Origin of the sequence: Niallia sp. Man26 (assembly GCF_022049065.2) — a bacterium.
Taxonomy (GTDB): Bacteria; Bacillota; Bacilli; order Bacillales; family Cytobacillaceae; genus Niallia.
Genome location: NZ_CP095745.1, coordinates 134,814 through 158,076, shown reverse-complemented (window position 1 = coordinate 158,076; position 23,263 = coordinate 134,814). Strand labels below are relative to the sequence as shown.

21 protein-coding genes and 1 pseudogene are annotated in these 23,263 nt (G+C 30.6%); 8 read left to right on the top strand and 14 right to left on the bottom strand.

Features of this window, described 5'->3' with window-relative positions; translation table 11 throughout:
- Nucleotides 1–426: 426 nt before the first annotated feature.
- The 4 genes and pseudogenes from L8T27_RS27000 to L8T27_RS26985 all read right to left on the bottom strand — a co-directional run bounded on the left by L8T27_RS27000 (nucleotide 427) and on the right by L8T27_RS26985 (nucleotide 3,398).
- A complete protein-coding gene (locus L8T27_RS27000; protein WP_237944344.1) occupies nucleotides 427–663 on the bottom strand; it encodes a hypothetical protein in 237 nt (78 codons plus the stop codon).
- A gap of 13 nt (nucleotides 664–676) precedes the next feature.
- Nucleotides 677–1,827 (bottom strand): annotated as a pseudogene (locus L8T27_RS26995) (IS3 family transposase).
- A 278-nt stretch (nucleotides 1,828–2,105) separates the two neighbouring features.
- Nucleotides 2,106–2,648 (bottom strand): hypothetical protein, encoded by a 543-nt coding sequence (locus tag L8T27_RS26990; RefSeq protein ID WP_237944343.1) that lies wholly within the window; start codon nucleotides 2,646–2,648, stop codon nucleotides 2,106–2,108.
- Nucleotides 2,649–2,735: 87 nt separating this feature from the next.
- Entirely contained in the window at nucleotides 2,736–3,398 is a 663-nt protein-coding gene (locus L8T27_RS26985; protein WP_237944342.1) for a hypothetical protein, read from the bottom strand.
- A 1,208-nt stretch (nucleotides 3,399–4,606) separates the two neighbouring features.
- On the opposite strand from L8T27_RS26985, the gene L8T27_RS26980 reads away from it, so the two are divergent.
- Together L8T27_RS26980 and L8T27_RS26975 are read left to right on the top strand one after the other, a co-directional pair.
- Entirely contained in the window at nucleotides 4,607–5,149 is a 543-nt protein-coding gene (locus tag L8T27_RS26980) for a hypothetical protein (protein ID WP_237944341.1), read from the top strand.
- A 90-nt stretch (nucleotides 5,150–5,239) separates the two neighbouring features.
- Entirely contained in the window at nucleotides 5,240–6,034 is a 795-nt protein-coding gene (locus tag L8T27_RS26975) for a hypothetical protein (protein ID WP_237944340.1), read from the top strand.
- A 322-nt stretch (nucleotides 6,035–6,356) separates the two neighbouring features.
- Here L8T27_RS26975 and L8T27_RS26970 read toward each other — a convergent pair whose 3' ends face one another.
- Entirely contained in the window at nucleotides 6,357–6,515 is a 159-nt protein-coding gene (locus tag L8T27_RS26970; protein WP_237944339.1) for a hypothetical protein, read from the bottom strand.
- Nucleotides 6,516–6,705: 190 nt separating this feature from the next.
- On the opposite strand from L8T27_RS26970, the gene L8T27_RS26965 reads away from it, so the two are divergent.
- The gene (locus tag L8T27_RS26965; protein WP_237944338.1) at nucleotides 6,706–7,140 is read left to right on the top strand and encodes a hypothetical protein; all 435 of its coding nucleotides are present in this window, start codon (nucleotides 6,706–6,708) and stop codon (nucleotides 7,138–7,140) included.
- A 561-nt stretch (nucleotides 7,141–7,701) separates the two neighbouring features.
- Here the strand turns inward: L8T27_RS26965 and L8T27_RS26960 are convergent.
- Both L8T27_RS26960 and L8T27_RS26955 read right to left on the bottom strand, forming a co-directional pair.
- Nucleotides 7,702–8,307, bottom strand: a complete 606-nt coding sequence (locus L8T27_RS26960) for a hypothetical protein (RefSeq protein ID WP_237944337.1) — start codon at nucleotides 8,305–8,307, stop codon at nucleotides 7,702–7,704.
- 1 nt (nucleotide 8,308) lies between these two features.
- Nucleotides 8,309–8,785, bottom strand: coding sequence for a hypothetical protein (locus L8T27_RS26955; RefSeq protein WP_248574509.1), 477 nt, complete (start codon nucleotides 8,783–8,785; stop codon nucleotides 8,309–8,311).
- A 737-nt stretch (nucleotides 8,786–9,522) separates the two neighbouring features.
- On the opposite strand from L8T27_RS26955, the gene istA reads away from it, so the two are divergent.
- Both istA and istB read left to right on the top strand, forming a co-directional pair.
- Nucleotides 9,523–11,046, top strand: coding sequence for an IS21 family transposase (istA, locus tag L8T27_RS26950; protein WP_481858882.1), 1,524 nt, complete (start codon nucleotides 9,523–9,525; stop codon nucleotides 11,044–11,046).
- On the top strand, nucleotides 11,039–11,791 hold the full coding sequence (istB, locus tag L8T27_RS26945) for an IS21-like element helper ATPase IstB (protein ID WP_127738365.1): 753 nt from the start codon (nucleotides 11,039–11,041) through the stop codon (nucleotides 11,789–11,791). The genes istA and istB overlap by 8 nt, the downstream gene beginning before the upstream one ends.
- Nucleotides 11,792–12,007: 216 nt before the next feature.
- Here istB and L8T27_RS26940 read toward each other — a convergent pair whose 3' ends face one another.
- On the bottom strand, nucleotides 12,008–12,259 hold the full coding sequence (locus L8T27_RS26940) for a hypothetical protein (RefSeq protein ID WP_248574508.1): 252 nt from the start codon (nucleotides 12,257–12,259) through the stop codon (nucleotides 12,008–12,010).
- A 412-nt stretch (nucleotides 12,260–12,671) separates the two neighbouring features.
- On the bottom strand, nucleotides 12,672–14,732 hold the full coding sequence (mobQ, locus tag L8T27_RS26935; protein ID WP_237944334.1) for a MobQ family relaxase: 2,061 nt from the start codon (nucleotides 14,730–14,732) through the stop codon (nucleotides 12,672–12,674).
- Nucleotides 14,733–14,993: 261 nt separating this feature from the next.
- Between mobQ and L8T27_RS26930 the strand changes: the two genes are divergently transcribed.
- Nucleotides 14,994–15,251 (top strand): hypothetical protein, encoded by a 258-nt coding sequence (locus tag L8T27_RS26930; RefSeq protein WP_237944333.1) that lies wholly within the window; start codon nucleotides 14,994–14,996, stop codon nucleotides 15,249–15,251.
- Nucleotides 15,226–15,477, top strand: a complete 252-nt coding sequence (locus tag L8T27_RS26925; RefSeq protein WP_237944332.1) for a hypothetical protein — start codon at nucleotides 15,226–15,228, stop codon at nucleotides 15,475–15,477. The genes L8T27_RS26930 and L8T27_RS26925 overlap by 26 nt, the downstream gene beginning before the upstream one ends.
- Nucleotides 15,478–16,097: 620 nt before the next feature.
- Here the strand turns inward: L8T27_RS26925 and L8T27_RS26920 are convergent.
- The 5 genes from L8T27_RS26920 to L8T27_RS26900 all read right to left on the bottom strand — a co-directional run bounded on the left by L8T27_RS26920 (nucleotide 16,098) and on the right by L8T27_RS26900 (nucleotide 19,931).
- Nucleotides 16,098–16,742, bottom strand: coding sequence for a Fic/DOC family protein (locus L8T27_RS26920; RefSeq protein ID WP_237944331.1), 645 nt, complete (start codon nucleotides 16,740–16,742; stop codon nucleotides 16,098–16,100).
- A complete protein-coding gene (locus tag L8T27_RS26915) occupies nucleotides 16,732–16,914 on the bottom strand; it encodes an antitoxin VbhA family protein (RefSeq protein WP_237944330.1) in 183 nt (60 codons plus the stop codon). The genes L8T27_RS26920 and L8T27_RS26915 overlap by 11 nt, the downstream gene beginning before the upstream one ends.
- 142 nt (nucleotides 16,915–17,056) lie before the next feature.
- Entirely contained in the window at nucleotides 17,057–17,725 is a 669-nt protein-coding gene (locus L8T27_RS26910; RefSeq protein WP_237944329.1) for a MerR family transcriptional regulator, read from the bottom strand.
- 607 nt (nucleotides 17,726–18,332) lie between these two features.
- Nucleotides 18,333–18,782: a hypothetical protein gene (locus L8T27_RS26905; RefSeq protein WP_237944328.1), complete on the bottom strand. Its 450-nt coding sequence runs from the start codon at nucleotides 18,780–18,782 to the stop codon at nucleotides 18,333–18,335.
- A gap of 6 nt (nucleotides 18,783–18,788) precedes the next feature.
- Entirely contained in the window at nucleotides 18,789–19,931 is a 1,143-nt protein-coding gene (locus L8T27_RS26900; protein WP_237944327.1) for a ParM/StbA family protein, read from the bottom strand.
- Between the two features lie 1,683 nt (nucleotides 19,932–21,614).
- Between L8T27_RS26900 and L8T27_RS26895 the strand changes: the two genes are divergently transcribed.
- The gene (locus L8T27_RS26895; protein ID WP_237944326.1) at nucleotides 21,615–22,832 is read left to right on the top strand and encodes a replication initiation protein; all 1,218 of its coding nucleotides are present in this window, start codon (nucleotides 21,615–21,617) and stop codon (nucleotides 22,830–22,832) included.
- Nucleotides 22,833–23,263: the final 431 nt, after the last annotated feature.

The following is a 23,263-nucleotide window of genomic DNA, read 5'->3' as shown; positions in this document are numbered from 1 at the left end:
CCAAGATAATCTTCCCAAGTCATATTAAATTCATTTGTGTCTTATATTTTTAAAGTTAATCGCTCTATGGATAGTTTTCCTCATTTACAGATAGATTCTTTTATATAAAAGTTGTTTTCTTAAATAAAGTATCTTTTTCAGGTAATTCCTCTAATTTCCTCTTTCTAAAGGCATTTGTTAGATTATTTCATTTTATTTTTTGACTTAATCAATGTAAGTAACTGCCCCATTTTAAATTACAAACGCTTCTTCCACAAACCTGCCATTATTGTTACATAAGCAAGATTTCTTTATTACAGGAATGCTGCCATGATAGTACTAGAAAAACTTAAACATTATGCTGCTTCAGTTATTATAAAAGGGTTGCATGTTTAGCCTCTATAATAGTTACATTACAGTAGCCTTGTTAACTTATATGTTATTTTATTATTTAAAAAGTTTGTTTAAAAATGCTGTATATTCCTTTTCTTTCATTGTAATATCTATTCTGTCAATTCTATCTGAATCAGCAAACAATATCGGTGTTTGGCTGAATTTGGTTCCTGTTGGTCCAATAGCACTCAAAATGAAATTAAGTACTTTAAAGCAATTTGTATCTAATCCATTTTCCGCCTTATTTTTTATATCAATAGTTACATGGATTTGAGTCAATATTTTAGACACAAAAAGTTAAGTACTACGCTGATTGTTTCCTTTGATCTTCCACTGTCTGAGGAGTATTGTAATCCAAACTACTATGTATTCTTTTTCTGTTGTACCAACCTTCAATAAATTGAAACATCGCTAGTTTGGCTGTCTGGTAGTCTTGATATTGTACATGATTTACTTCTTCTTTCTTTAAAATAGCGTGAAAGGACTCGATACAGTCATTATCATAAGGACAACCTTTTTGGCTAAATGATTGAATAATACCACGAGATTGAACGTATTGCATAAATACTGAGCTAGTGTATTGTGAACCTAAATCTGTGTGTAGAAGTAACCCTTTAGCTGGCTTTTGAGTAAAGTAAGCGTTTCCTAAAGCGGTCATTACTAAGTCTGTTGTCATGGAACGTGAAAACGAAAAACCTACAATTTTCTTGGAATGTAAATCCATTACGGAAGCCAGGTAACACCATCCGTCTCTTACCGTGTGAATGTAGGTGATATCTGCGACCCATTTCTCATTGATAGTGGTGGTCGAAAAATCTCTATTTAATAGGTTCTTGCGTTCCATCACTTTTTCTCAGCTAGAGTACGCACGGTATTTTTTCTTGGTTATCGAACGAATTTTTGCTTTTGCCATGAGTCGCTGTACACGTTTTAAACTCACAGAGAGCCCACTTTTTAGAAGTGTTCGATGTATTTTCGGAGCGCCATATCGTTCTTTACTCTCTTGATGGATCTGTATTATTTTCTTGGTTATCGCCTGATTTTCACGTTCACGGGTGGACTCTGTTTTCTGTAAAGAATGGTAATAGGTACTTCTCGGAACAGCGAGTACATCACACATCATTTGAACCGAGTAATGTTTTTTGTGTACCTCCATAAAACCGGTAAGCTCTGTATCGGTTATTTTTTCGCGAATATGGCCATAGCCTTTTTTAGAATTTCAATCTCTTGTTTTAACCGAAGGTTCTCCTTTTGAATGGCATCCAACTCTTTAGGAGTGAGGGATTCTTCCCCCGTTCCAATAGGAGTAAAATCCTTAATCCATTTATAAATAGTCACTTCAGAAACGCCATATTCGTTGCTTAATTCTTTCACAGAGGTACCGGAATGATATAAATCCACAACTGTTTTTTTGAAATCTTCATTATATTTTTTGCCTGTGTTATTACGTTCCATACGGACACATCCTTCCATGAATTACATTGTAAGGACTTAACTAAGTCGTGTCCATAAAACTATACTAACTCCATCCTTTATTATGGATAGCTTTTTGTATTAATGAAAAATAACTATTAAAATAAGGGAAATATTATACGAAATGAATTAAATGAATATTAAATCAACATCTTGGAGTACCACTACTATTAGAAAGGTAGTTTTAAAAAGCATAGATGCAAAAGAAGAGTATACCTTTTTAGGTATACTCTTCTTTTGCATCATCTCATTCTGTTAATTTATTCATCTTGCTTAAGGGATATGATTGTATCAAAAATGTTATTATAAACTTCTTTAATATTTTTATCATTCAATTTATCATTATTAAGATTATATTCCCAATAATTATACACTTCTCCTGTATTCAGGAAGCCAGTAGCATAAGAAGTATTGTCCATATCAGGAGCATCTTCATACGTTAAATCCTCCGTAACAAAAGGTACATATCCTTTTGTAGATTCAATAAAAAATGTAGGAATTTTCAATTTTTTATACACAGATGCATACTGACTATCAGCTGCTTCTGATAAGTGATCTTTCATAATGAAAATCGCATTTAAACTTGATAATTCTTGTTCTTTTTTTAAATCGGTTAATTCAATATCCACAAAAGAAACATTATTCTCATTTACATCAGGTTGATTACCAATAACACCAATTCTAAGTTCTTCCTTGGTATCAGAAGAAGTTGACGAATTAGATGTACTTTGCTTATTAGAATCGTTACAACCCGTTAATATAATTAGAATAGCAATAAAAAGATAAAATAATTTTTGTTTCATATGAAAACTCCTTTTTTATTAATAAGAACCAAGTATAAAATACTTGGTTCTTAATCTTATTATAAAAATTACATTTCAAAATCTCAATTAGAATCTGCAATATCCTGTATTATCTTTATAGGCGAAAAAGTTACTTTCGTTTGATAGATTAAATTCTAAACTAGCAGCTTTTCCAACTCCGATATTTAAAGAACCTCCACCAGTAGTAGTACCATTATTATACCAATCACCATTTACTTCCCAATAAATTCTATTTGGGTCTTCTAAATAAGTATATACCGTTCCACCGAATTGTTTAGACTTACCAGTACCAAGATGAGCTCTATTTAATGAAACATTTAAAACTTTAACTATCGCTCTGAAGCTACCACCTTCGGTTGTTTGGACATAAAATTTTATTGCTGGTTTATATGTACCTGTAACTGTAAAAGTTTGGCTTAAAGTTCTATATGTTGCTGCAGCTGCAACAGCAGCAGTTCTTGAATTCTTTTTGGGAGAACTAGCAATAACCTGATTAGAAGCTTCACTTTTAGAGATACCTTGATCTTCAGCAATTTCCTGTACTATTTCATCAAAAGTCATAACCTCACTTACTTCAACATTTGAGGATTCAGTATCAAGACTTACTGTACCGTCTGTAATAGAACTATCCTCAGATGTAGCTCCTGCTGCAGAAGCACTGAAACCAGTTTGTGTTGCTACTAATCCAAAAATCAAGGAACCTGTAATTAAGAATTTTTTAATAGACAATTGCCTTCTCTTCCTAATATTTACAATTTTTTGAATACATTATCAGTATAGAGAATTTCCCCAAATAAATCTATCTATTTATTTATAAATATAGAAAAAAATGTAATTCATAAAAAAAAAAAAAGAGAGTAAAGTTCAAATTTCAATATCTGAAAAAAACACAAAATGAACCACCTTTTGCAAGTGGTTCATTTTATTACAATTCGGTCTGCTCTTTAACATTTCGCTTTGAAAAACAACTATTAAAATAAGTGAAAAATAAAACCAGAATTTACAAACATCTCATCTACACCGACATATTCATTTCTTATATCTAAATTTCCAATGTATTTTCCCTTCATTTACCTCAAATACTTTATGATCGTCAGTATATATAAACACTCCAATTAACCTACTTTGTTTTGATTTCCATTTCCTAGCTCCTTTCTGTTAACATCATCCTCTATTGCTTACATCACAATGTAAGAAACGTAAGAATATTCTTTTTTGCGTATTTTGTTTACAAGAATAATTATTAAGGATTTAAAAGTTTAGATAAAATTGGACATACAAAAAACACACTGGTAGCTTAAGCTATTAATAAAATGTTGTATGAAATAGATGAGTATAACATGATTGAGTAAACGCGAGATTTAGCAGAAAAGTTGTGATGAGGATTTCTCCAAACAAATGCTTATAATGATGCAAATTCAGACATTCCATTAAGAGAATTGAAACATTTTCAATGGAAAGCTAAGAGAAATATAAAAAACGGGTGCAGATAGAAAGAGCAACAACAGTTTTACCAGATAAGCAAAACAATTAAGCAGAATTGTTTATTAAGGAGTAAGGAAAAATTGAAGTAGAAGTACTTATTAAATTTAAACTAAGTTTGCAAAAGATGTAGAACCATATATTCATCAGTTCATCAGCTTCCTCCATAAATTTTTATGTCTAAGTTGGATATTTCTATGAATTTTTAATTCTATTAGTTTCATCCCTCACAATTTTGCAAACCCATTTTTTGGTTTTAAATTAAATGTCTTTTAAATCATAATTTAAAACAGAAACTACTTAAGTTACATGAAAATATTGGATTAGAATAGATGGTTTTTCTATTGGTGATAATTTCCTAGGTAAATTATGCTAAAAAATATGTTGCAATTTGGCGAATTAAGGAATAATATACAATAGTTACATAATAAAGCATATTTTAGGAGATGGATGAATTGGTATTAAGTTTTAAAAAGATTTCTATTATTTTACTAACTGTATTATGTATTTCACAGTTTAGTACAGTTGCTTTTGCAAAAGATAAGCCAAAGAATGATAGACCAAGTGTAACCTATAATTCTACTGGAGAATTTAATAAAGTGGAAAAATTTGGACCGTGGCCACCAAATAAATGGAGCATATATGCAACTGCAAATACATATACAAGCTGGGATAAAGATGCTTTTGAAGCTATAAACTATAAAGCTAATATATCTCTTTCAACAACTAGTACTACTAAATATGAACTTACTGGAAGCACAGAATTTGGTATTAAAAAGATTGCACAAGTTCAAGTTGGAGGTACATTTGGGAAAGAATGGGGGAAAACTAGTACAGTTTCTTTCGATGCTCCAGCTGGATATGTTTATGAACTATGGAGTGCAAATAAAAGAGTAGTTTATAAATATACATATCCAAGTAAGGGTAAAACTACTAAATATTCTAAAGCATATGGTAATGACGGGACTTATAAATGGTTTTTTAGATACAAGCGATAAAGAAATATGTACCCAACAAATATAGTATTTGTTGGGTACATAGGATATACTCTTAATATAACAACATACAAAAGGATGATTAACATATATATGAAAGTAAGTAGAATAATTACATTTTTAGTGATTATACTGTCTAGTGCAATAATTGTTGCCTGTTCAAGTAATAATGAAAATAGTAATAATAAGGATAGTAGCCAACAAAGTAAAACAAGTTCTTTGAAAGATCTAAGTAAAAAATTAGAAGGCGATAATAGTTTTGAAAAGAATTTCCTATTTTTTAATGAAGAAGATGAATCCAAAAACATCACATTAAATTTTAATGGGAATTATACTGAAAATCCTATTACTGGTATTTCACTTTATCAGGATGGTAAGCTTGTAACAGATCAAGTTCAATTAACAGATAACTCCATCCATGATAATGGGGTTTTTAATTTTCAGTTAAAAGAATATATACCTTCCTTTAATGAGATTAAACTAAAAACAAATAATGAAGAAGTATTATTAAAAACGGGTGAGTATTCATTTGAAAAGATAGCTATTTCGGATACTATAAGTGAAGATAAACGTTGGTTTGTATCAGATTACAATACTGGCGAGAAAAAAAACGAGTTTATGTTTAATGGTAGTTTTACTAGAGAAACAGTTAGTGATTCATCAATTGAAATAGTTTATCCTAAATCAGGTCAAAAAAATCTAGACTTAGAGTTTACTGATTCAATTAAAGAAATTGAAGATGGTAAAACACTTAAATTTGAGCTAAATTCTACAAGTTCCAAAGAATTATCACATGAATCATCATATGAAATATATATAGTTCAGAAAGCAGATAATGGAAGTCAATTTTTAATGAATTCTATTATTGCTGTAGTTTCACCAGATTGATTAAATAAATTATTTATATGTTAAGACCTCCTTTGTATAGTGAGGTTTTTTTTTAGATTCCTTCTGTTAACAAGGTCTTTATTAGGCAGGGATTAACTCGAGAAAAGGCATCGTACATAGACTATTCCCTACATCTCAAAACCAAGGAGTTGTTATACCATTCATCATTTACAACAAACATATCATTTACTTTTAAATTACAAAGACCTGTAACAACAAAGTCTCAATACCACTAATGCCTTTTGTATTATATAAACCAGCTTCATTATCACAACCAACTACATAAGTACCAACAGAAAGAGTCTTTAATCTCTCAGATAATTTAACTTCTTCTAGTTTCCTTTTCTTTTTGCGACAATTTAAACAAAGTTTTTGCTTCCTCTACTTTTACTTCTAATCTTTTTATCTTCTCTTCATTCTCTTTAATAGTCGCGTTTAATTCTTGATTTTCTATGTTAGCATCGTGCTTTTCCTTTGACAACAGCATCCATTTCTTTTTGAGGTAATATATTAGTTTTAAATTAATTATATTTCTTTTTATAATTATTGGATTAAATTTCTATTAGTGTATAATATTAGTAGGTATAAATTAAGGCTGGTATAATTTCAAAATTCTTCTTAATTTAGCCTAATATGATAAAAATACAATGATAAAGGGAGCTAATATTAAAATGTTTATTCAATTTAAAACAAAATTTATGATTTTTATTACTATTTGTTCAATTTTTCTTTTCCTTATTCCTAATACTAACAGTGCATTTGCAGCTAGTGGTTGGCAATATGTTGGTAATTCCTATATTGAATTAAATGGAACTTACGTAGGTAGATCCGTTCCTGTTAATTCCCACGGTGGAAATTTCAAGGCAACATTCACTGGTTATCCAGGACAGCTTTCAGTTACATTATATGAAGATGACCCAAATGGTAATCCTGACGATTTAGTGGAAAAGGCAAGAACTGTTTCCGGCAATGGAGGAGAACTTATCTGGAAAAATATTGACGCTGTAAAAGATGGTGACAATAACATTGCAGAATTATACATAAGAGTAACACCAAAAAATACTTCAAATGCAAAAGGTAAAATAACAGTTAAATTCTATGATTAATTAGTAGTTGGTAAATACTTTTTCCATAATAATAAAGTGGTAGAAATTTTCTTACCACTTTTTTTATTGGAACTTTTGGAGATTAGAACTAAACACCATTAAATTAAGTAGTCACGTATGCTTTGTTTATTTATAAAATATAAGTATCTATCCACTCAACAATTCATTTATGGAGGCTAATATTTACTGCTCTTTTTAGAGGGTAGAGCACATTTCAACTAGATAGTTCATTATGAATTTGAAGATATAGTAGTCAATATGAGATATGCAGAATGTTGGAGAATTGTTTCTATATAGGAGTGAGAAGTTCTTTATAAAATATTACAAAGTCTAACGCTAAGAACGAAAAATTTACTCTTTAAAAATTACTATACATTGTATAGATAAATACAGACACATAACTTCCCAGGGATTATTAAGCACCTCTTTTTTTGGTAGTAGTGGCAAGCATATTCCTTTATTATAGGGATGAGTCTTACTTATTAACATTTTTTAGAGTTCACATTTATTTAAAATATGATTGCGTAAAATTTAAAAAACTCATGAAAAAGACTTAATGTCTTATTCATTAAAAGAAATTTTTCTATAATATCTTACTATATCTGCAACGGCGTTGGGTAAATTCCCTTTTTTATATTCTTTAATAAAATGGATTACATGTAATTCAATAACCTTTTCTAAAGTTATATGGAACGAAGAAGTTTCATAAAGATCTCCTAATACTAATTCACCCTTTAAAGCTTCTTTCTTTGTTAAGCTAAAAGTTATTTTACTTTCACCAGACTGCTCTTTATCTTTATTTATTATGTATCCTCCATTACGATAATCTTTTATTTCTAACTCTTTATTACTCATTGAATATATAAAATTGTATAACTCCATTTGGTTATTATAATTGTAGGCTCTTCCAATAAAATCGCGATATAGTATCCATATAAATATCCCCAAGTCAAAATCCAATTCATATTCTTCACTAATAAAATCCACTAAAGCTGATGCTCTTAGTAACAAGTATGTTGGCATTTTAATTTGAAAATCACATGTTGTAGTATCAGGAACAAGCTTGTCCAGAATTCTAAAAAAAAAGGAATCAACTCCTTTGGATTGTACCTTTTTTAATTCTAATCCAATTAAATCATGAGAGCTAAACTTTAACCTATTATTCATCTCACTGTTTCACCTCCATTTCAAGAGCATATAAAAAGATTCGGTGTGCTGCTTTCGCATAAGAGCAATCCCACTTTACTGTATACTCAAAAAGCAGGTTATAATATTTTTCTTCTAATTTTGCCCTTCCCTTTTTTGAGTCACTTTTTGGATACTTGACTTCTGGAAAATCTGTTTTCTTCATTAGCAAAGCTTTCTTTAGCAATTGAGTACATACGTATGTCTGTGTTATTTCATCTTTGTTCACTGTTCTATCCCATATATTCTTTGTAAGTCTTTTTAGCATTTGCCTTTGCTCCATAGTTAAGTTTATTTTAATATCATGCTTTTTGTCTGATCTGGTTTGTCTCTTCTTTGGTGAAGTAACATGCTTCTCAACTGAAGTCCGTACATTTTGAGGGAGTAACGAGTCATTGTTTACTTTTACTTTTTTATTATTAAATAAAATTTTTGGTGATTCCATATATTCTTCCCTCACTTTTTCCCCTCCCCCCTCCATTAAGCCAGGGGCAAAAGGTTAAATGGTAATTTGGTTAATTATATGAGGGAGGTTGGAGAAATATGATGTATAAAATTTACAATAACCGTAAAGAATGAAAATACGAATATATTTATCTGGAGATGGTGAAACGTATGTCAAAACAAGAAAAAAAGGAAATTCAAAAACTACTAAAAAAAGCAGTAAAGGTCGGAAAAAGAAAAATAAAAATTAAATCCATAACTCATAGTCATGGATTAAATCAGTCCTAATTAGTTCATCTTTTGTGATTTAGTATAAAAAATGAAACAGCCAATTGAGCTGTTTCATTTTTATTCCCCTATGCTCATTATGAGATAATAGCTTAGAATTTTCTCTAAGTTATTTCTTGGATTTGCATTGAAAAATATACCATCGTTGCTGCCAGGTACTATTTTCATCTAAAAATTTACATTTTATCTCGGACTATCTTAAATCTTTTTTTGCCTTTAACATGGTAAACTCAATATATTTAAATACATCAGCTAAATTTTAAAAGGTGATTTTTAAGTTGCTTTAAAAACAGACAAGATTAAGGATCAATAATGGCTGTACCATTATTTTTCAATACTCATGTAACCGCTAAAATAAAGTGAACAGTTTTTGCTCACTTCCAATGAACACTTTTCGCCTAATAAATTCATTCCTGTAAACTGGGTTTATCAGTTTGTAGGAGGAGCAAAATGGAGGAAAAGTTAATGATATATTTAGAGATTCACCAATTAACTAAACAAAGATTAAGAGTTTCTCAAATTGCTAAAAGATTAAAGATTTCCCGAACTACTGTGTATAAATATTTGGAAATGACTTTTGAAGAAGCTGTAAATGAATTTGATATTGGTGAACGAAAAAAGATATTGGATCCCTATCGGGATTGGATTGTCAATTGGCTGAAGGAATATCCCTCCCTCAGTGGAGCTCAGATTTTTGATTGGCTACAGGAAAGGTTTCCAAATATTAAAGTCGGAGAAAGCACAGTGCGACGCTATGTAAATGAAGTAAGAGAACTGTATCAAATTGAAAAGAAAGAAGAATCACGTGAATATGAGTCTGTCGATGAACTACCACCAGGAAAACAGCTGCAGGTTGATTGGGGACAAGCTGTCCAAAAGGATATATATGGTAAGGAAATACGCCTCTATTTCATTGCGTTCGTACTAGCACATTCCCGGAATAAATATATGTGGTGGCTCAACAGACCCTTCACTACCGAGGACACTATGCGCTGTCATGAACTAGCTTTTCAATATTATGGTGGTGTCCCTGAAGAAGTTGTATATGATCAGGACAATTTGATTGCGGTAAGTGAGAATGCAGGAGACCTAATCTTGACTAAAGGATTCCAAAAATATATTCAGCAAAGAAAGTTTCGAGTGTATCTATGTAGAAAGGCTGACCCTGAATCTAAAGGGAAAGTCGAGAATGTCGTAAAATACATAAAGAACAACTTTGCCAAGAACCGAGTGTATTCTACACTGGAAGATTGGAACAACCGTAGCCTAAAATGGCTTGAAAGAACCGGAAACTTCAAGGTGCATAATACAACTAAAAAGAGACCTTGCGAAGTGTTTCTCCTGGAAAAGCAACACTTGCGAAAGATCTCTAATCCGCTTTCTTACGAAAGCAACTATACTGAAATTATAACAAGGAATGTCCGTAAGGACAATACGGTGCACTTCAAATCGAATCGATATTCTGTACCTGTGGGTACATATACTAGACAAGCAATAGTCCATTTACACATCGCTGACTATGTACTGAAGATTTGTGACCCTTCCACAGGAGAAATTATTGCGGAGCATTCTATCTCTCAAGATAAAGGGAGACTAGTCAAGAATAGGAACCATTCTCGTGAGCGGTCCAAGTCGCTCGACTTATTAAGACAAGAACTGATCGCCCTTCTTGCCCATGATAACGCGACAAACTACATAGATAAAGTCAGCAAAGACTATGGACGTTATCGACGAGACCAATTCACACTGATTAAAAAAGTGGCTCAAGAAAACAAGGAATGGGTCCACTTAGCGCTTGAGAAGTGTATAAATGAAGGTCTGTACAGCGCCAATAGCTTTCGTGATGTCGTGGGATTTCTCAAGCAAACATCACTTGATCAGCAACATAGAATCATAGAGGAGAGCGACAAAATCCCAGTAGATATAGATGTTCAGACTAGAGGAATGGATCAATACCTCCAATTGATGGGAGGAAAATATGGTGAGTAAAAGTGTCATGGAAATCCAGCAATCTTTTCGACAGTTAAGGATGGTGGAAACTGCAGATGGTCTCACTGATCTCCTTCGCAAGGCGGAACAGAAATCTTGGACCTATCTCGAGTTATTAGAAGAATTAACCACGTTTGAACTTAAAAAGCGAGAAGAGAAAAGTATTGAAAAGCGATTGAACTGGGCACGATTCCCTTACCATAGACCGATTCATATGTTCCGAGTCGAGGAACAAGACGCAATTACTGAAAGGCAATTAAAGCAGCTACGTGAATATGAGTGGCTTGAACAAAACTATAATCTCATACTACTTGGACCGCCAGGTGCAGGCAAGACGCTACTTTCCGTGGGACTTGGTATTGAAGCAATCAATAAGGGATTTCAAGTATATTTCATAACAATGGGTGAGTTGATTCAGTTACTTAAGACAGAGGAGTACGTAAATAAATCTAAGATCCAGTTGAAGCGCTTGCGCGCTTCTGATCTGGTTATAATTGATGACATCATGTATATGGCAATGGATCAACGAGAAGCTACCCTTTTCTTTCAATTAGTCCACCAACTATACGAGCAAAGTTCTTTAATTTTGACATCCAATAGAAGTCCTGAAGAGTGGACAGAGATTGTCGGAAATCAAGGAATGATGACCGCAATATTGGATCGATTATTGCATCGTGTCGAGGTTATTCATATGAATAATGAAAGTCATCGACTGAAGAATCAACAAAGGATTTTTAAAGATTAAAAAGTGTTCAGCGCTAATGAGCAAAAAGTGTTCAAATGGGGTTGACGGTTACAACTCATTTTTAATTCTTGTTTTTCTATACTTTTCAATTCAAATATGAAGGATTCTAAAAATGTAGGAATAAAAATATAAAAGAACATTAGCTAATTCAATACTTATATATTACACTATTTTGTCGTGCCTTTATAACTCAAGTGTATCGTAAATTAAAGCACTCTAACTAATATTATGATAATCCACTAAGAACTGTAGCTTATTCATAGCTTTAACGAACTCATCTTTAAACAAGTCATCCTCATGTACTTTAAATGTCTGCAAGGATTCCACTTTTTCCTTTGTTACAATTAAGAGGTGATAAACATCTACATTTTCTGTGACACCGATGGCCATTGGTTCTTTCCTGTCTTTATTTCCATACAGAAGGATATATTTATCCAAAACTGCTGTAACTGATGAACAATGTCCCATTCCTTAAAGTAAATCCCGTTAAATTCAAGCAGTTTCGCTTCAACTACATGATATTTTTTTCTTATATGAAATGTAGGGTGAAGGGAAATGTTATCATCTCCACTCAGAACCTTAGAAATTAACTCCTTTACTAAAAAACGTAGTTCCTTCCTCAATATTGACAGTACCTATTTCCACCTTCATAAATAAACTCCTCATATTATTTTTCAGTTTAATCTTTCCTAAATATTTCTAAAAAATTTTTCACAAACTTTAAATCTCGGACATACTATTCCAACTTGCAGTTGTACTTAATATACCATTCTTCAACTGTTTATAATCCGTTTAAACTTTTGATTATCTTACTTCATGTATCTCCGATTGAAATACTATTTGCCAATTATATTTCACCCATCTATAAATAATTATAAAGTTATAGAGAAGGGCCTTGATGAATATTTTTTCTTTTCCCTTTTTTAGATTTCAAATCATCTTCAAACTGTTTTTTTGAGCTAAAATTTCTCTTTTCTAAGATACCTTGGAATAATCCACTGGTTACTCCTGAAGAAAGGAAAGGAAGAGAATTACTTGATTTATATTGAATAATTTCTTCATTAATCTTTGCATTAAAATCTTTCATTAACGGACTATTATCAATTTCACTTAAAGCAAATTCCACAGGGTCAATTACTTTTAACTTATTCGCTTCATATTTCGGTAATTCACTAATATTTCTCAAACATTCATCCTTAAATAACAACAAGTAACGAGGATTATTGACTTGGAAGTTTGGAAACGCCTTAGTAACATTTTGGTCTTTTTTCGTATCATCACTAGTCAATAACCTGATTAGTTTAATCTGTTCTTCAACTGTATAACGATGAAGCGATTGAATGGATTCTAACGTTATAGGTTTTTCATAATACTCTGTACCAACAACTAAAATTTCTTTCTCTTCTAATGATAATGTTTTAATATCAATAGATGGATACCACTTATTAATTTCCAAGTTATAAAAATCATTTATTAAATCACGAGCTTCAAATAATGCGTTTGTATCTTTTATGTTAATTTTCCATTTTTGAAATTCTTGTAGATTTTTTTCTGATGCTTCTCTTAATGTTACTTCTAATTTATTTTGCCTTATGTTTAATTGCTTTTCTAATTGTATTCTTGAATTAAATAACCCTTTTAACATTTGATTAATCGTTAGAACAAAGGCATATCTATTGTGTAGTAATTCATTAATTTCTTTTAATAAATTCTCAGAACTTACTTCATACTCAATTGCATCTATTTCATCATCTGACAATAAGACCTTGTTCGAGATAGTTTTTTCAACGAGTGCAATTTTTTCATCAAGGCTAAAGCTATCAACATCCCACGTAGGATAGTACTCTTTAATAAATCTGGTACTCTCAGAATCAAATATTTCCTCAGCATTATTAATTAGAGTTTCTTCCTTTTCAATTCGTGACAATTGATTCAATTTCGATTCATTGTCTTTAGTAAACTGTATAGATTTTTTCCAACCTTCTAACTGCACTCTTCTTTCATTTATAGTCTTCATATTAATAAACATTTTTAACTCTTTAGCTATATCACTAAGATGTTTTTTCTCCGATGGAGAGAACTTACGAACAAATTTATTTTGATAAATTAGTTGATCTTTTTTCACTTTATATTTCTGCAAATCAGAAATAGTTTTATTATATTTTTTCACTTCTTTGTTGAAAGAAATACGTTCTGATTTTTGTCCATTCTTCTCCATTTGACGCGCAACATATCCTTCGTGGATTGTTGGCATTTCTTCAAGTCCACGATTTTCGTTCGAAAGATGAGAAATAATTTGTTTAATTTCATATTTCTCCAAATATTGATTCGCTTTGTCAGCCCATAATTTTCTCCAACTATTAAAAATTTCTTTACTATTCCAATCAGTTGTATCAACTTTGTTGAAAGCTTTATTACCGTTTTTATCTAGAATATGCTCCCCATTTTTATCAAACTTGTATTCTCTTTTTGCTTTAACTCCCCAAGTTCCATCTTCATTAAAAGGTCTAACAGTTAACATTACATGAAAGTGAGGATTGTTAATATCATCTCTATGTATTGCAATATCAGCGACCATTCCACGATCGACAAATGCTTCCTGACAAAAATCTAAAGTTAGTTTTTCTTGTTGCTCATTTGTTAACTCAACAGGAAGAGCGACATTAAATTCTCTCGCAAATTGTGCATTATAATTCTTTTCAATTCTATTCACTTCATTCCAAAGCTTCTCTCGATTTGTTGCCCAATCAGGTGCGTGAGGAGGAACAAGAATATGAGTAACTGGAACAATATCCCGTTTATAGAAAAATGCCTGATTGTCTACTTCATCAACTAGCTTTTCTCCAGAACGATAAGCAGCTGCAGCTAACGGGCTTTTTGGATTTCCTGTATGTTTTGAAATTCTGCTCATAATCTGTCCACTTAAATGATAAATAGCCATCGAGGATTCTCCTTTCTACAAACATGAACGAAGTGAATTTTAACCAACACGCCTGACGGAAATCATAGGAGAACGGAGTTCTCACTGATTTTAGCACACACTCGTAAGAGTGTATAAGTGCGCCATTTATCACTTCGTTATGGATATATTCTACCACTTAATCTACATTTATCCAATAATTTACTTCTATTAACCTATGATGATTGAATCATAATTAGAAGATTGCTACAATTAAATAAAATAACCTAAGGAGATCTATTTATGACTCAAAATACAAAATCAAAAATACTATCGATTGAGGAGCAAATCAAAAAGTTACAAGATAAAAAGAAGAAAGAAATCATAAAGTTAGAGAAAAGTACCGGGAAGAGATTTATTGAAAAGTTTAATTTAGAAAATAAATCCCTTGATGAAATTTATTCCTTCATTGAAAATATTGAAAAGTTTTATAAGAATTCTTCATTAACTAGTAATTCTCAGAGAGATATACATAATGGACAATCAACTCAGCAAAATTGAGGAGAAAATAAAAAAGCTAGAAAGAGAAAAGAAAATATATGAACTCTCTCTAAATAAAAAAAGCAGAAAACAACGTACAAGAAGATTAATTCAAATAGGTGCTCTTTCTGAAAACTATTTTGATTTATATGATAATGATTTACTCGACATTGAAGAAATTTTTTCTCAGTTCTCTCTATTTGTAAAGACTAACAAATTAGAAAAACATAAAAAAAAGAAGGAATAATAATTGATTCCTTCTTTTTTTATATGTATATTCAATTATAAAAACGACATTAAGACTCAGAGGATATAATAAATAAAGTTCCAATAGTATAATTTTTATCTATATGTAACAAACACATCTTTACTAGAATTCAAAATAATAGATTTTAATCTCTTATAGCTATTAGATCATAGTTACTTATAAAAGATCAATAGGAATTGTAAGCCATTAATAAAAACTTTTTTCTGTGTTAAACAGGCGTTTAAAAAATGGGAACTTCTTTCTAAGAATGTTTCTTTATCTATTCCTTTTAAGAACTACTTCTCGCCTTTCAATTCTTTCATAACAGAAATAATCTATCTGGAGGACAAAATTTACTTTCTTGTTTCCTTAAAAACGTGTCTCTAATTTGTCCAGCAAAAGGATATACGTCTTGAAAAATATATTTATGAATCCTCTGTAAATGCTTTATGCCGAAAGATCTATGTAATGGTTTAATTTGTAGTTCATAAATTCTATTAGTTGTCATTAGACGTTCTATTTCATTCAGCTTATCTTCATCTCTTAAATCGTATTTTTAATTACCTTGCTCATTATATCAAACCTCCCCTTCCATCTATTGAATTAGAGAATGTAATTAATCATAATTCTAATTCTTTTTGTTTAGATAGAGATTTGTATTGTCTAATAAGTTCTTGTTTAGGTTCTTCATTTGCTATTATCTTGTTAAAAATATTTACAAATGCCTTATCATCCAATTGTGCTTTTATAGATGCTTTTAACATCTCTTCCTGAGCAATTATAGACCAGTTTATTTCATATCCATTTTTCAGTCCTAATAACCTAAAATACTCTCTCTGTGTTCTCCCATTTCCTTCTGGAAATGGGTGCAAAAGATTAATTTCTCCAAAATAATAAGAGCATCTTTCTGAGAACTCTTCTTTAGTCAATCCTTTTAGAGACTTCTCATCTTTCAACTGTTTCATTATGGTGTTTCCATATGAAACAATATTACCTGCAGGTGCAAATCTAGTGAAATTCTTACCAATTGTTTCATCTCTAATTTGTCCAGCAAATGAATATATATCTTGAAAAATGTATTTATGGATTTTTTGCAAATGCTTCATACCAAAGGATCCATTTAATGGTTTAATATAAAGTTCACGCAACCGTTCAGTAACTAATGTATTTTCAAGTTCAGATAATATTTTTTCATCTTTAATATTAAATTTATTTATTAATACTTCTGTTCCTGGATACCAATTTTTTGAAGGCCTATTTCCCATTTGCTAACTCCACTGCTTTTTTAATAAATTCTTCGTGAGTAATTTTCCCTTCCGCCTTTTCTCTAATTAATTTTTCTTGTTCTTTAGATAAATATAAACCTTCAATAGCTGCCGTACCTTTTGCATACTCTAACGCTTTTTCATTTAACATGGCTTTATCTTTTTCTTCCAAGAAAATTCCACCTTTTATTTTTTATTCCAACGGCTTTTATATAGGAAATTATTCTAATGAATTTCTCAATGCACCACTTTATAATTAATTTCTTGTACATTAGGTACATTAAAATACTACATAACTAGTAAAGTTGCTCCACTTATAGATCAAATTCTTTTTTTAACTTTTCTTCATAATTTTCATTTATATAATTCCTAATGAATTCATACCTTTTATTAAAGTCTTCTTCTTTCCTAAATAGTCCTACCTTTTTATATCTCTCGCTTTCTGATTTTGTAGACCACATTTCAATAGCTTCATGTTCAAGAGCAGCTTCTACTCTTCTTCTTACTACCATTTCTTTAAATCTTGTTTCTTTTTGCTCCTCTGGTGATGGGAGTTTTGGTATTTTCTCTATTATTGAATCATAATGTTTTTTTATTTCCTCGATTTGTGATGCTGCCATTTGATTAAATGTTTGCCTTAATTCTTCACTTATTTGTTTTTTTAATGTTTCAAAATCACCTTCAAACGCTACGGGTCCAACTTCATCAGCAGGGAATCCCCTTAGTTCAACATGATTTGCCAGATCGTCATATATAGCTGCTAAGGACCATTTTTCTTCTCTACGTTTTTTTATAAATATTGCTATTTGTAAATCCAAATCATCATAAACTTTTTCTTTAGTATCTTCTGTCCGCATAACATAATGAATCCTTTTACTCTCAAGAGCTTTAAACCATCCATCAATTGTATTCATATGGATTTTTTCGTGCTCAAACGCTAACTTAATTTGTTCTGTAAAATCACTTATTTTCCAATAATTCAATGAAACCAACTCCTTATATTATGTAAACTAAAACGAAGTATTTAGTCTCAACACAACATTTATAATTTGTAATCCAAATATAGACTCCAGCATATATATAGACCACATCCAATAAATCTATAACTCTTTTTGGGTATTTTTATACCAAAATTACTTATTACAACTAAATGCGCTCAATAATGTATTCTACAACTACTAAACAGTACCCTGCAAACCATAGAATATCGATTTATAAATATGGGATAGTTGTATTTCACACAAAAATTATAGACCACACACCTTGTATGTAAACTAACTTTATTCCACAATTAGTTGACTAATGACTTACTCTAAGTGATTCACATATAGACAACAGATTACTTATAGAGTACAACTTTAAAAACCTACTATTTTATGTACTAATAGTAATCAACAAATGAACTAATTGTAGCCAAAATGTGTGTTCTATATATAAATCACACAACAACTATAGACTACAATTCCAAGAAGTCCTAGGTGTTTATAGCGTATATGTAGAGTGACTTTATACTAATTTTACTTTAAAACCCTTATTATTCACAGTATAAACTATTAATTGACTCAATAAAAAATCCCCACAAAGAGGGGATTAATCATCGTCATCATCGTCGAAATTCAAAAAAGTTTTCTGAATAAAACTGCTTGTAGTTGAATTTACTTTAAATGATTTCTGTTCTGGTTCGATATCTTCTGTTTGTTTGCTAACATTTTGAATACCATCTCCGTCAAAAGAAAAAGGGGAGGTTAATTGGTGGTTAACAACTTGGTGTATTAACTGACTTAAAAGCGTTTTAGTATATGATGAATTTAACCATTCTCTCTGTTCTAAACTTAAATTAGAGGGAAGGGGGATATTTATAGAATCAGCCTGATTTGATCCAAATGAATTATCTATTGAATTAACAAACAGGGGAGCAATTTCACTGCTGAAATTTCTCCCTAATTCACTTTTTCGTTTGTTTAGATGTTCAATGACTGACTTAGGTGTATTTTGTGGTAATCTGAAAGATATTGTTTTACCTGGTTCATAAAAACCCACGATTCATCACTCACTTGAAGCAGCTGCTTCATTAATAGAAATACCTTTACTATCTGCATACATCATCAAGATTTTGAAGTAAGCTCTAGCAATCATCCATACACTTTCCTCAGCAGATACAAATCGAAGTGGATAATTCTTATCTGCTTGATTTATTTCTGTTAAATAAGGTTTTAATACTACCGAACCACCACCAATTTGGTAAGCTAAGCGTGTATCTGGTACATTTCTCCATAGTTCTTTAATTAGTTTGTACTCTTCTTTTGCTAATATTGATAATTCCTCATCGACAATACCTTTAATTGATACTCTGTTACCGTCTACCCAAATGTGATATTGTTCTTCTGAATCTGTATTAGTTATTATTTCTACTAAAGAACGTCGGCTTTTTATAGTATATTTGTGTGTAGAATAAACTCTTTTTATGATGTTATCTAAGTATGTGGAAACACCTTTTTTAATTCCATCACTATATTCATTGTCTACTTCAGCATCTTTTGTGATAATTGCTGAATCCGTTGATAGACCACCAATGTCATTAATTAATATTGTTTTGCCAAGTAGTTCTTCGTTTTTTGTAGAACCATTGTCATTTGTAGTTAAGTCTACATATGCTGCAAAACCTTCCGTGTTAACTATCACTTGCTCAAATTTAATTCTAACAATTTTATTTTCAAAATTAGGAGTTTTAAGGAACTTCACTTCATGTTGAGCAGACTTCAGTTTCTTTCTAAACTCTTTTGCTTTACCTTTTTTTGTTTCATCTAATGGTAATCCTGTTGAAAGATAATATGTTGCTTCAATAACTCCATCTTCTTCTTTAAATTTACTTATTGCATCGTAGGCTAAGGTTGTTAGCAATAATACAATAGGTTGATCACTTTCTGATTTGTCCTGTTCAGGTGTTAACTCATCATTGTTAGGGTATTTTGATGCTAATTTCCCGACGGCGAATGAGCCATTTTTAATTTTTAATGCAGACGAAGTTATTTCAACATGAAGTGCATTTAATGGTTCTTTCTCCATTTCAACTATGTCACGATCTTTTAAATCAGCTATAACGTTTGGTATGTATATCTTATTTTCTAAATCTCCTAAATATCCTTTTACTGCGTCATTTCCTATATCAATTGATACGAATCTTGCCATGGATTTCCCTCCTAATAATAGTACATGTTCTATTATCTATTGTATGCAAATTGCATACATTTGTCAAAGTATATTTGTCTATACGCATGCAATTTGCATACATACCAATTTTATACTCGCTTATTTGCATGCAATAAGTATGCAATGTTGTTTTTAAATTATTTTGTTATTTTGACTTCTACATGTATCCTATTCTAAGAATAAAAGTACTTCATATATGAAGTAACAATCACTTGTAGAGTAAAAATATACTAAATATAGTTTCCTTGAAACAATGTGCTTGGTAAGTTTAATAGTGAAAGCTATCCAATTGTGTATTGCAAAATAGAAAATTGTCAGCAAATATTGTTGTTCAAATAATAAGATTGAATAAAACTGTATTTTTATAAAGATTGCATTGAGACTAAAGATCACTTTGTATTTTTAATTTAGTGGATGTGGATGTGATATATAGATATTGCAGAAGAGAGTTCACCTAATATTTTTAAGTTTAATTTAAGTTCTAATAGAAGAAGGGGACTTTTCATAAGGAGATAATTAATTGTGTCAAAAGTGATATTTAAAAATGCTGCTATTACAAAAGCAATTTATACTATCACAAAATTTAGCTGGAAAAGTTATTAAAAAGAAATATTCACGTAGAAAAAGTAATAAGCAAACGAATTTCATTTTTTTTTAAAACAGATAATTCAAACCAACTTATAATCTTATGAACAAACTAACAATTATATTCTTGTTTTAATGTTTTATTATATTGTTTTAATTTATTATATTGTTTTAAATGTTTTATGGTGTCGAATAACGTAGTAATAGCAAGGGTTTAAGAGGTTTAACTATCACTAATTTTGCGTGAATGAACACTAATTTAGCGTTAACTATCACGTTTTTAGCGTTAAGAATCACTAATTTTGCGTATAAGTATCACTAATTTCGCGTCAAATATCGCTAAAATTGCGTTAACTATCACGTTTTTAGCGCGATAATATCACTAATTTAGCGTGTGAATTACGCTTAAAACCCCAACTATCACTAATTTTGCGGGGGAAGTATCACTTTTATTTTTTTGTTAATACTTCATCTACAGTAATTATTTTATTAAATTTGGATATGTAACGTTTAATAACTATCACCGATTTTGCGCATCTTGCTTTAAATTATAGAATTACAAAAGAAAAACGCAGAAAATGTCGTTTTTTCTTGGTGATATTTAAAATAAATCACCTTAAGTATCACTAATTTTGCGCATAAGAATTTCTAACTATCACTAATTTTGCGTTTGAAAGATTCGAATTAACTATCACCAATTTTGCGTAATTAAGTCTTTTACGAATTAACTATCACTAATTTTGCGCTTATTTAGTTGTAACAAGCACTAATTACTCTGCATTTATATAAGTTTTTTACGAAATTGTGATCTTTAGATAGTCTATCATTCTTCTATTAAAAGCTACTTATCTATAAAGAGTGATAGTTTTCTAATTGAATAGTGATATTTAGCTTAACTATCACCAATTTTGCAAGCATTTCTAATAGAAAAGCATAGAACGCAAAATTAGTGATAGTTAAAATCTTGTCATCTAGTCCTGTATTTCAATGGTTAAACTAAATATGATTCCATGGTTAGTTTACAATACTATCACCTTATGATAATTTAGTGATAGTATAACTATTTTGGAGGATTCTATGGATGATTTAATTATTGATAATGAAAATGAACTCGATAGTATCAGTACAAAAAACTGGGTGACCAAATCAAATGAGTTAATTGAAAGTACATATAAATTATCCTTACAAGAGCAGCGTATTCTGCTGGTAATGGCTTCTAAAGTTCAGCCAAGTGATGAGACATTAAAAACATATCGTTTCAGGGCTAGAGATTTTATAGAGATTATCGGAAACTCAAAAAGAACCGGATTCTATTCTTACCTAAGAGAAATAGTCAATGGCCTTCAAACAAAGGTTCTAACGATAAAAAAGGATGGTAAGCAACGAAATTATAGTTGGGTAATTACTTCTATATATGAAGACAATGAAGGCTATATAACTCTACAATTCCATCCTGAATTAAAAGGTTTTTTTCTAGAACTAAAAGATAAGTTTACATCCTATCAACTTGAGAATGTTGTACGTCTTAATTCTGTCTATTCAATTAGAATATATGAACTACTTAAACAGTATGAAAGAATTAAAAAAAGAAAGTTAACACTAATGGAATTACGCGCATTTTTAGGAATAGAACCTACTAAATATAAGCAATATGGACATTTTAAAAGCAAAGTATTATTAGTGGCCCAGAATGAAGTAAACAATAATACAGACATTAGTTTCATGTTTAATGAAATTAAGACTGGAAGAAAAGTAACCAGTATCGAATTTATTATTAATAGTAACTCTCATCAATTGATAGAAGTAGTTCTAGATGAATCTAAACAAGTAGAAGATAAGCAACTTTCACTTTTTGATGATTTACAAATTCTATTATCTAATCTAGGCATATCTGCAGATAAAATCGAATGGTTAATAAAAGAGTTTTCAGAGGATCAAATCAGAAGGAATATAAATTATGTTTTGACTAGAAAAGACATAAAAAAAAGAGCAGGCTATGCCATAAAAGCAATACAACTAGATTATGCTCAATCCATTGAAGACGAAATACATGAACCAGAATTGATTATTGACCCAGTCGAAGAAGCCATTCGAGAGTTTATAAAAGATAATGTCCCTAAGAGAAGGGTTAAGCGTATAGAACATATGCCAATTTATATGTTAAGACAGCCGGCCATAAAATTTTTCAGTAAGTATGTTTCAGAAGAAGAAGCAATTGAGATATGGGATAATCGCCAGGATGAAATATACAATGAAATTAGTCAGCAACGAAAGAACAAATTGATTACTACCTAAATTTTACGTACATAAAAATATAAATGAAACACCCTGAATAATAAATTTTATTCAGGGTGTTTCATTTATATGAATATATTATTGATTTAATAGGAGTTTTAAATACAGAAAAAAAGGAGAGAATCAATAGGGTTTAAGTAGAAAATAGAAAATATTAGTAATAGACAAAGTTTCAATCCTTGTAAACGTATTGCATCTGCTGGATTTTATTGCTATACTAATCTCAACTAAATCGGAATGACAATAAAAAAAGACTCCCGCCATCTAAGTAGTGTCCCCACACTCTTAGACGGTTCCCCCTAAAAGCACTAGGGAAAACACTGACAGGAAGTCTGTTTTTGTCTTATCGACTTATATCGATAGTTTACATGAATATAAGTAGAAAGTCAAAACAAAATCCTGCTAAAATGTCTATTTTGTGTCTGCTTTTT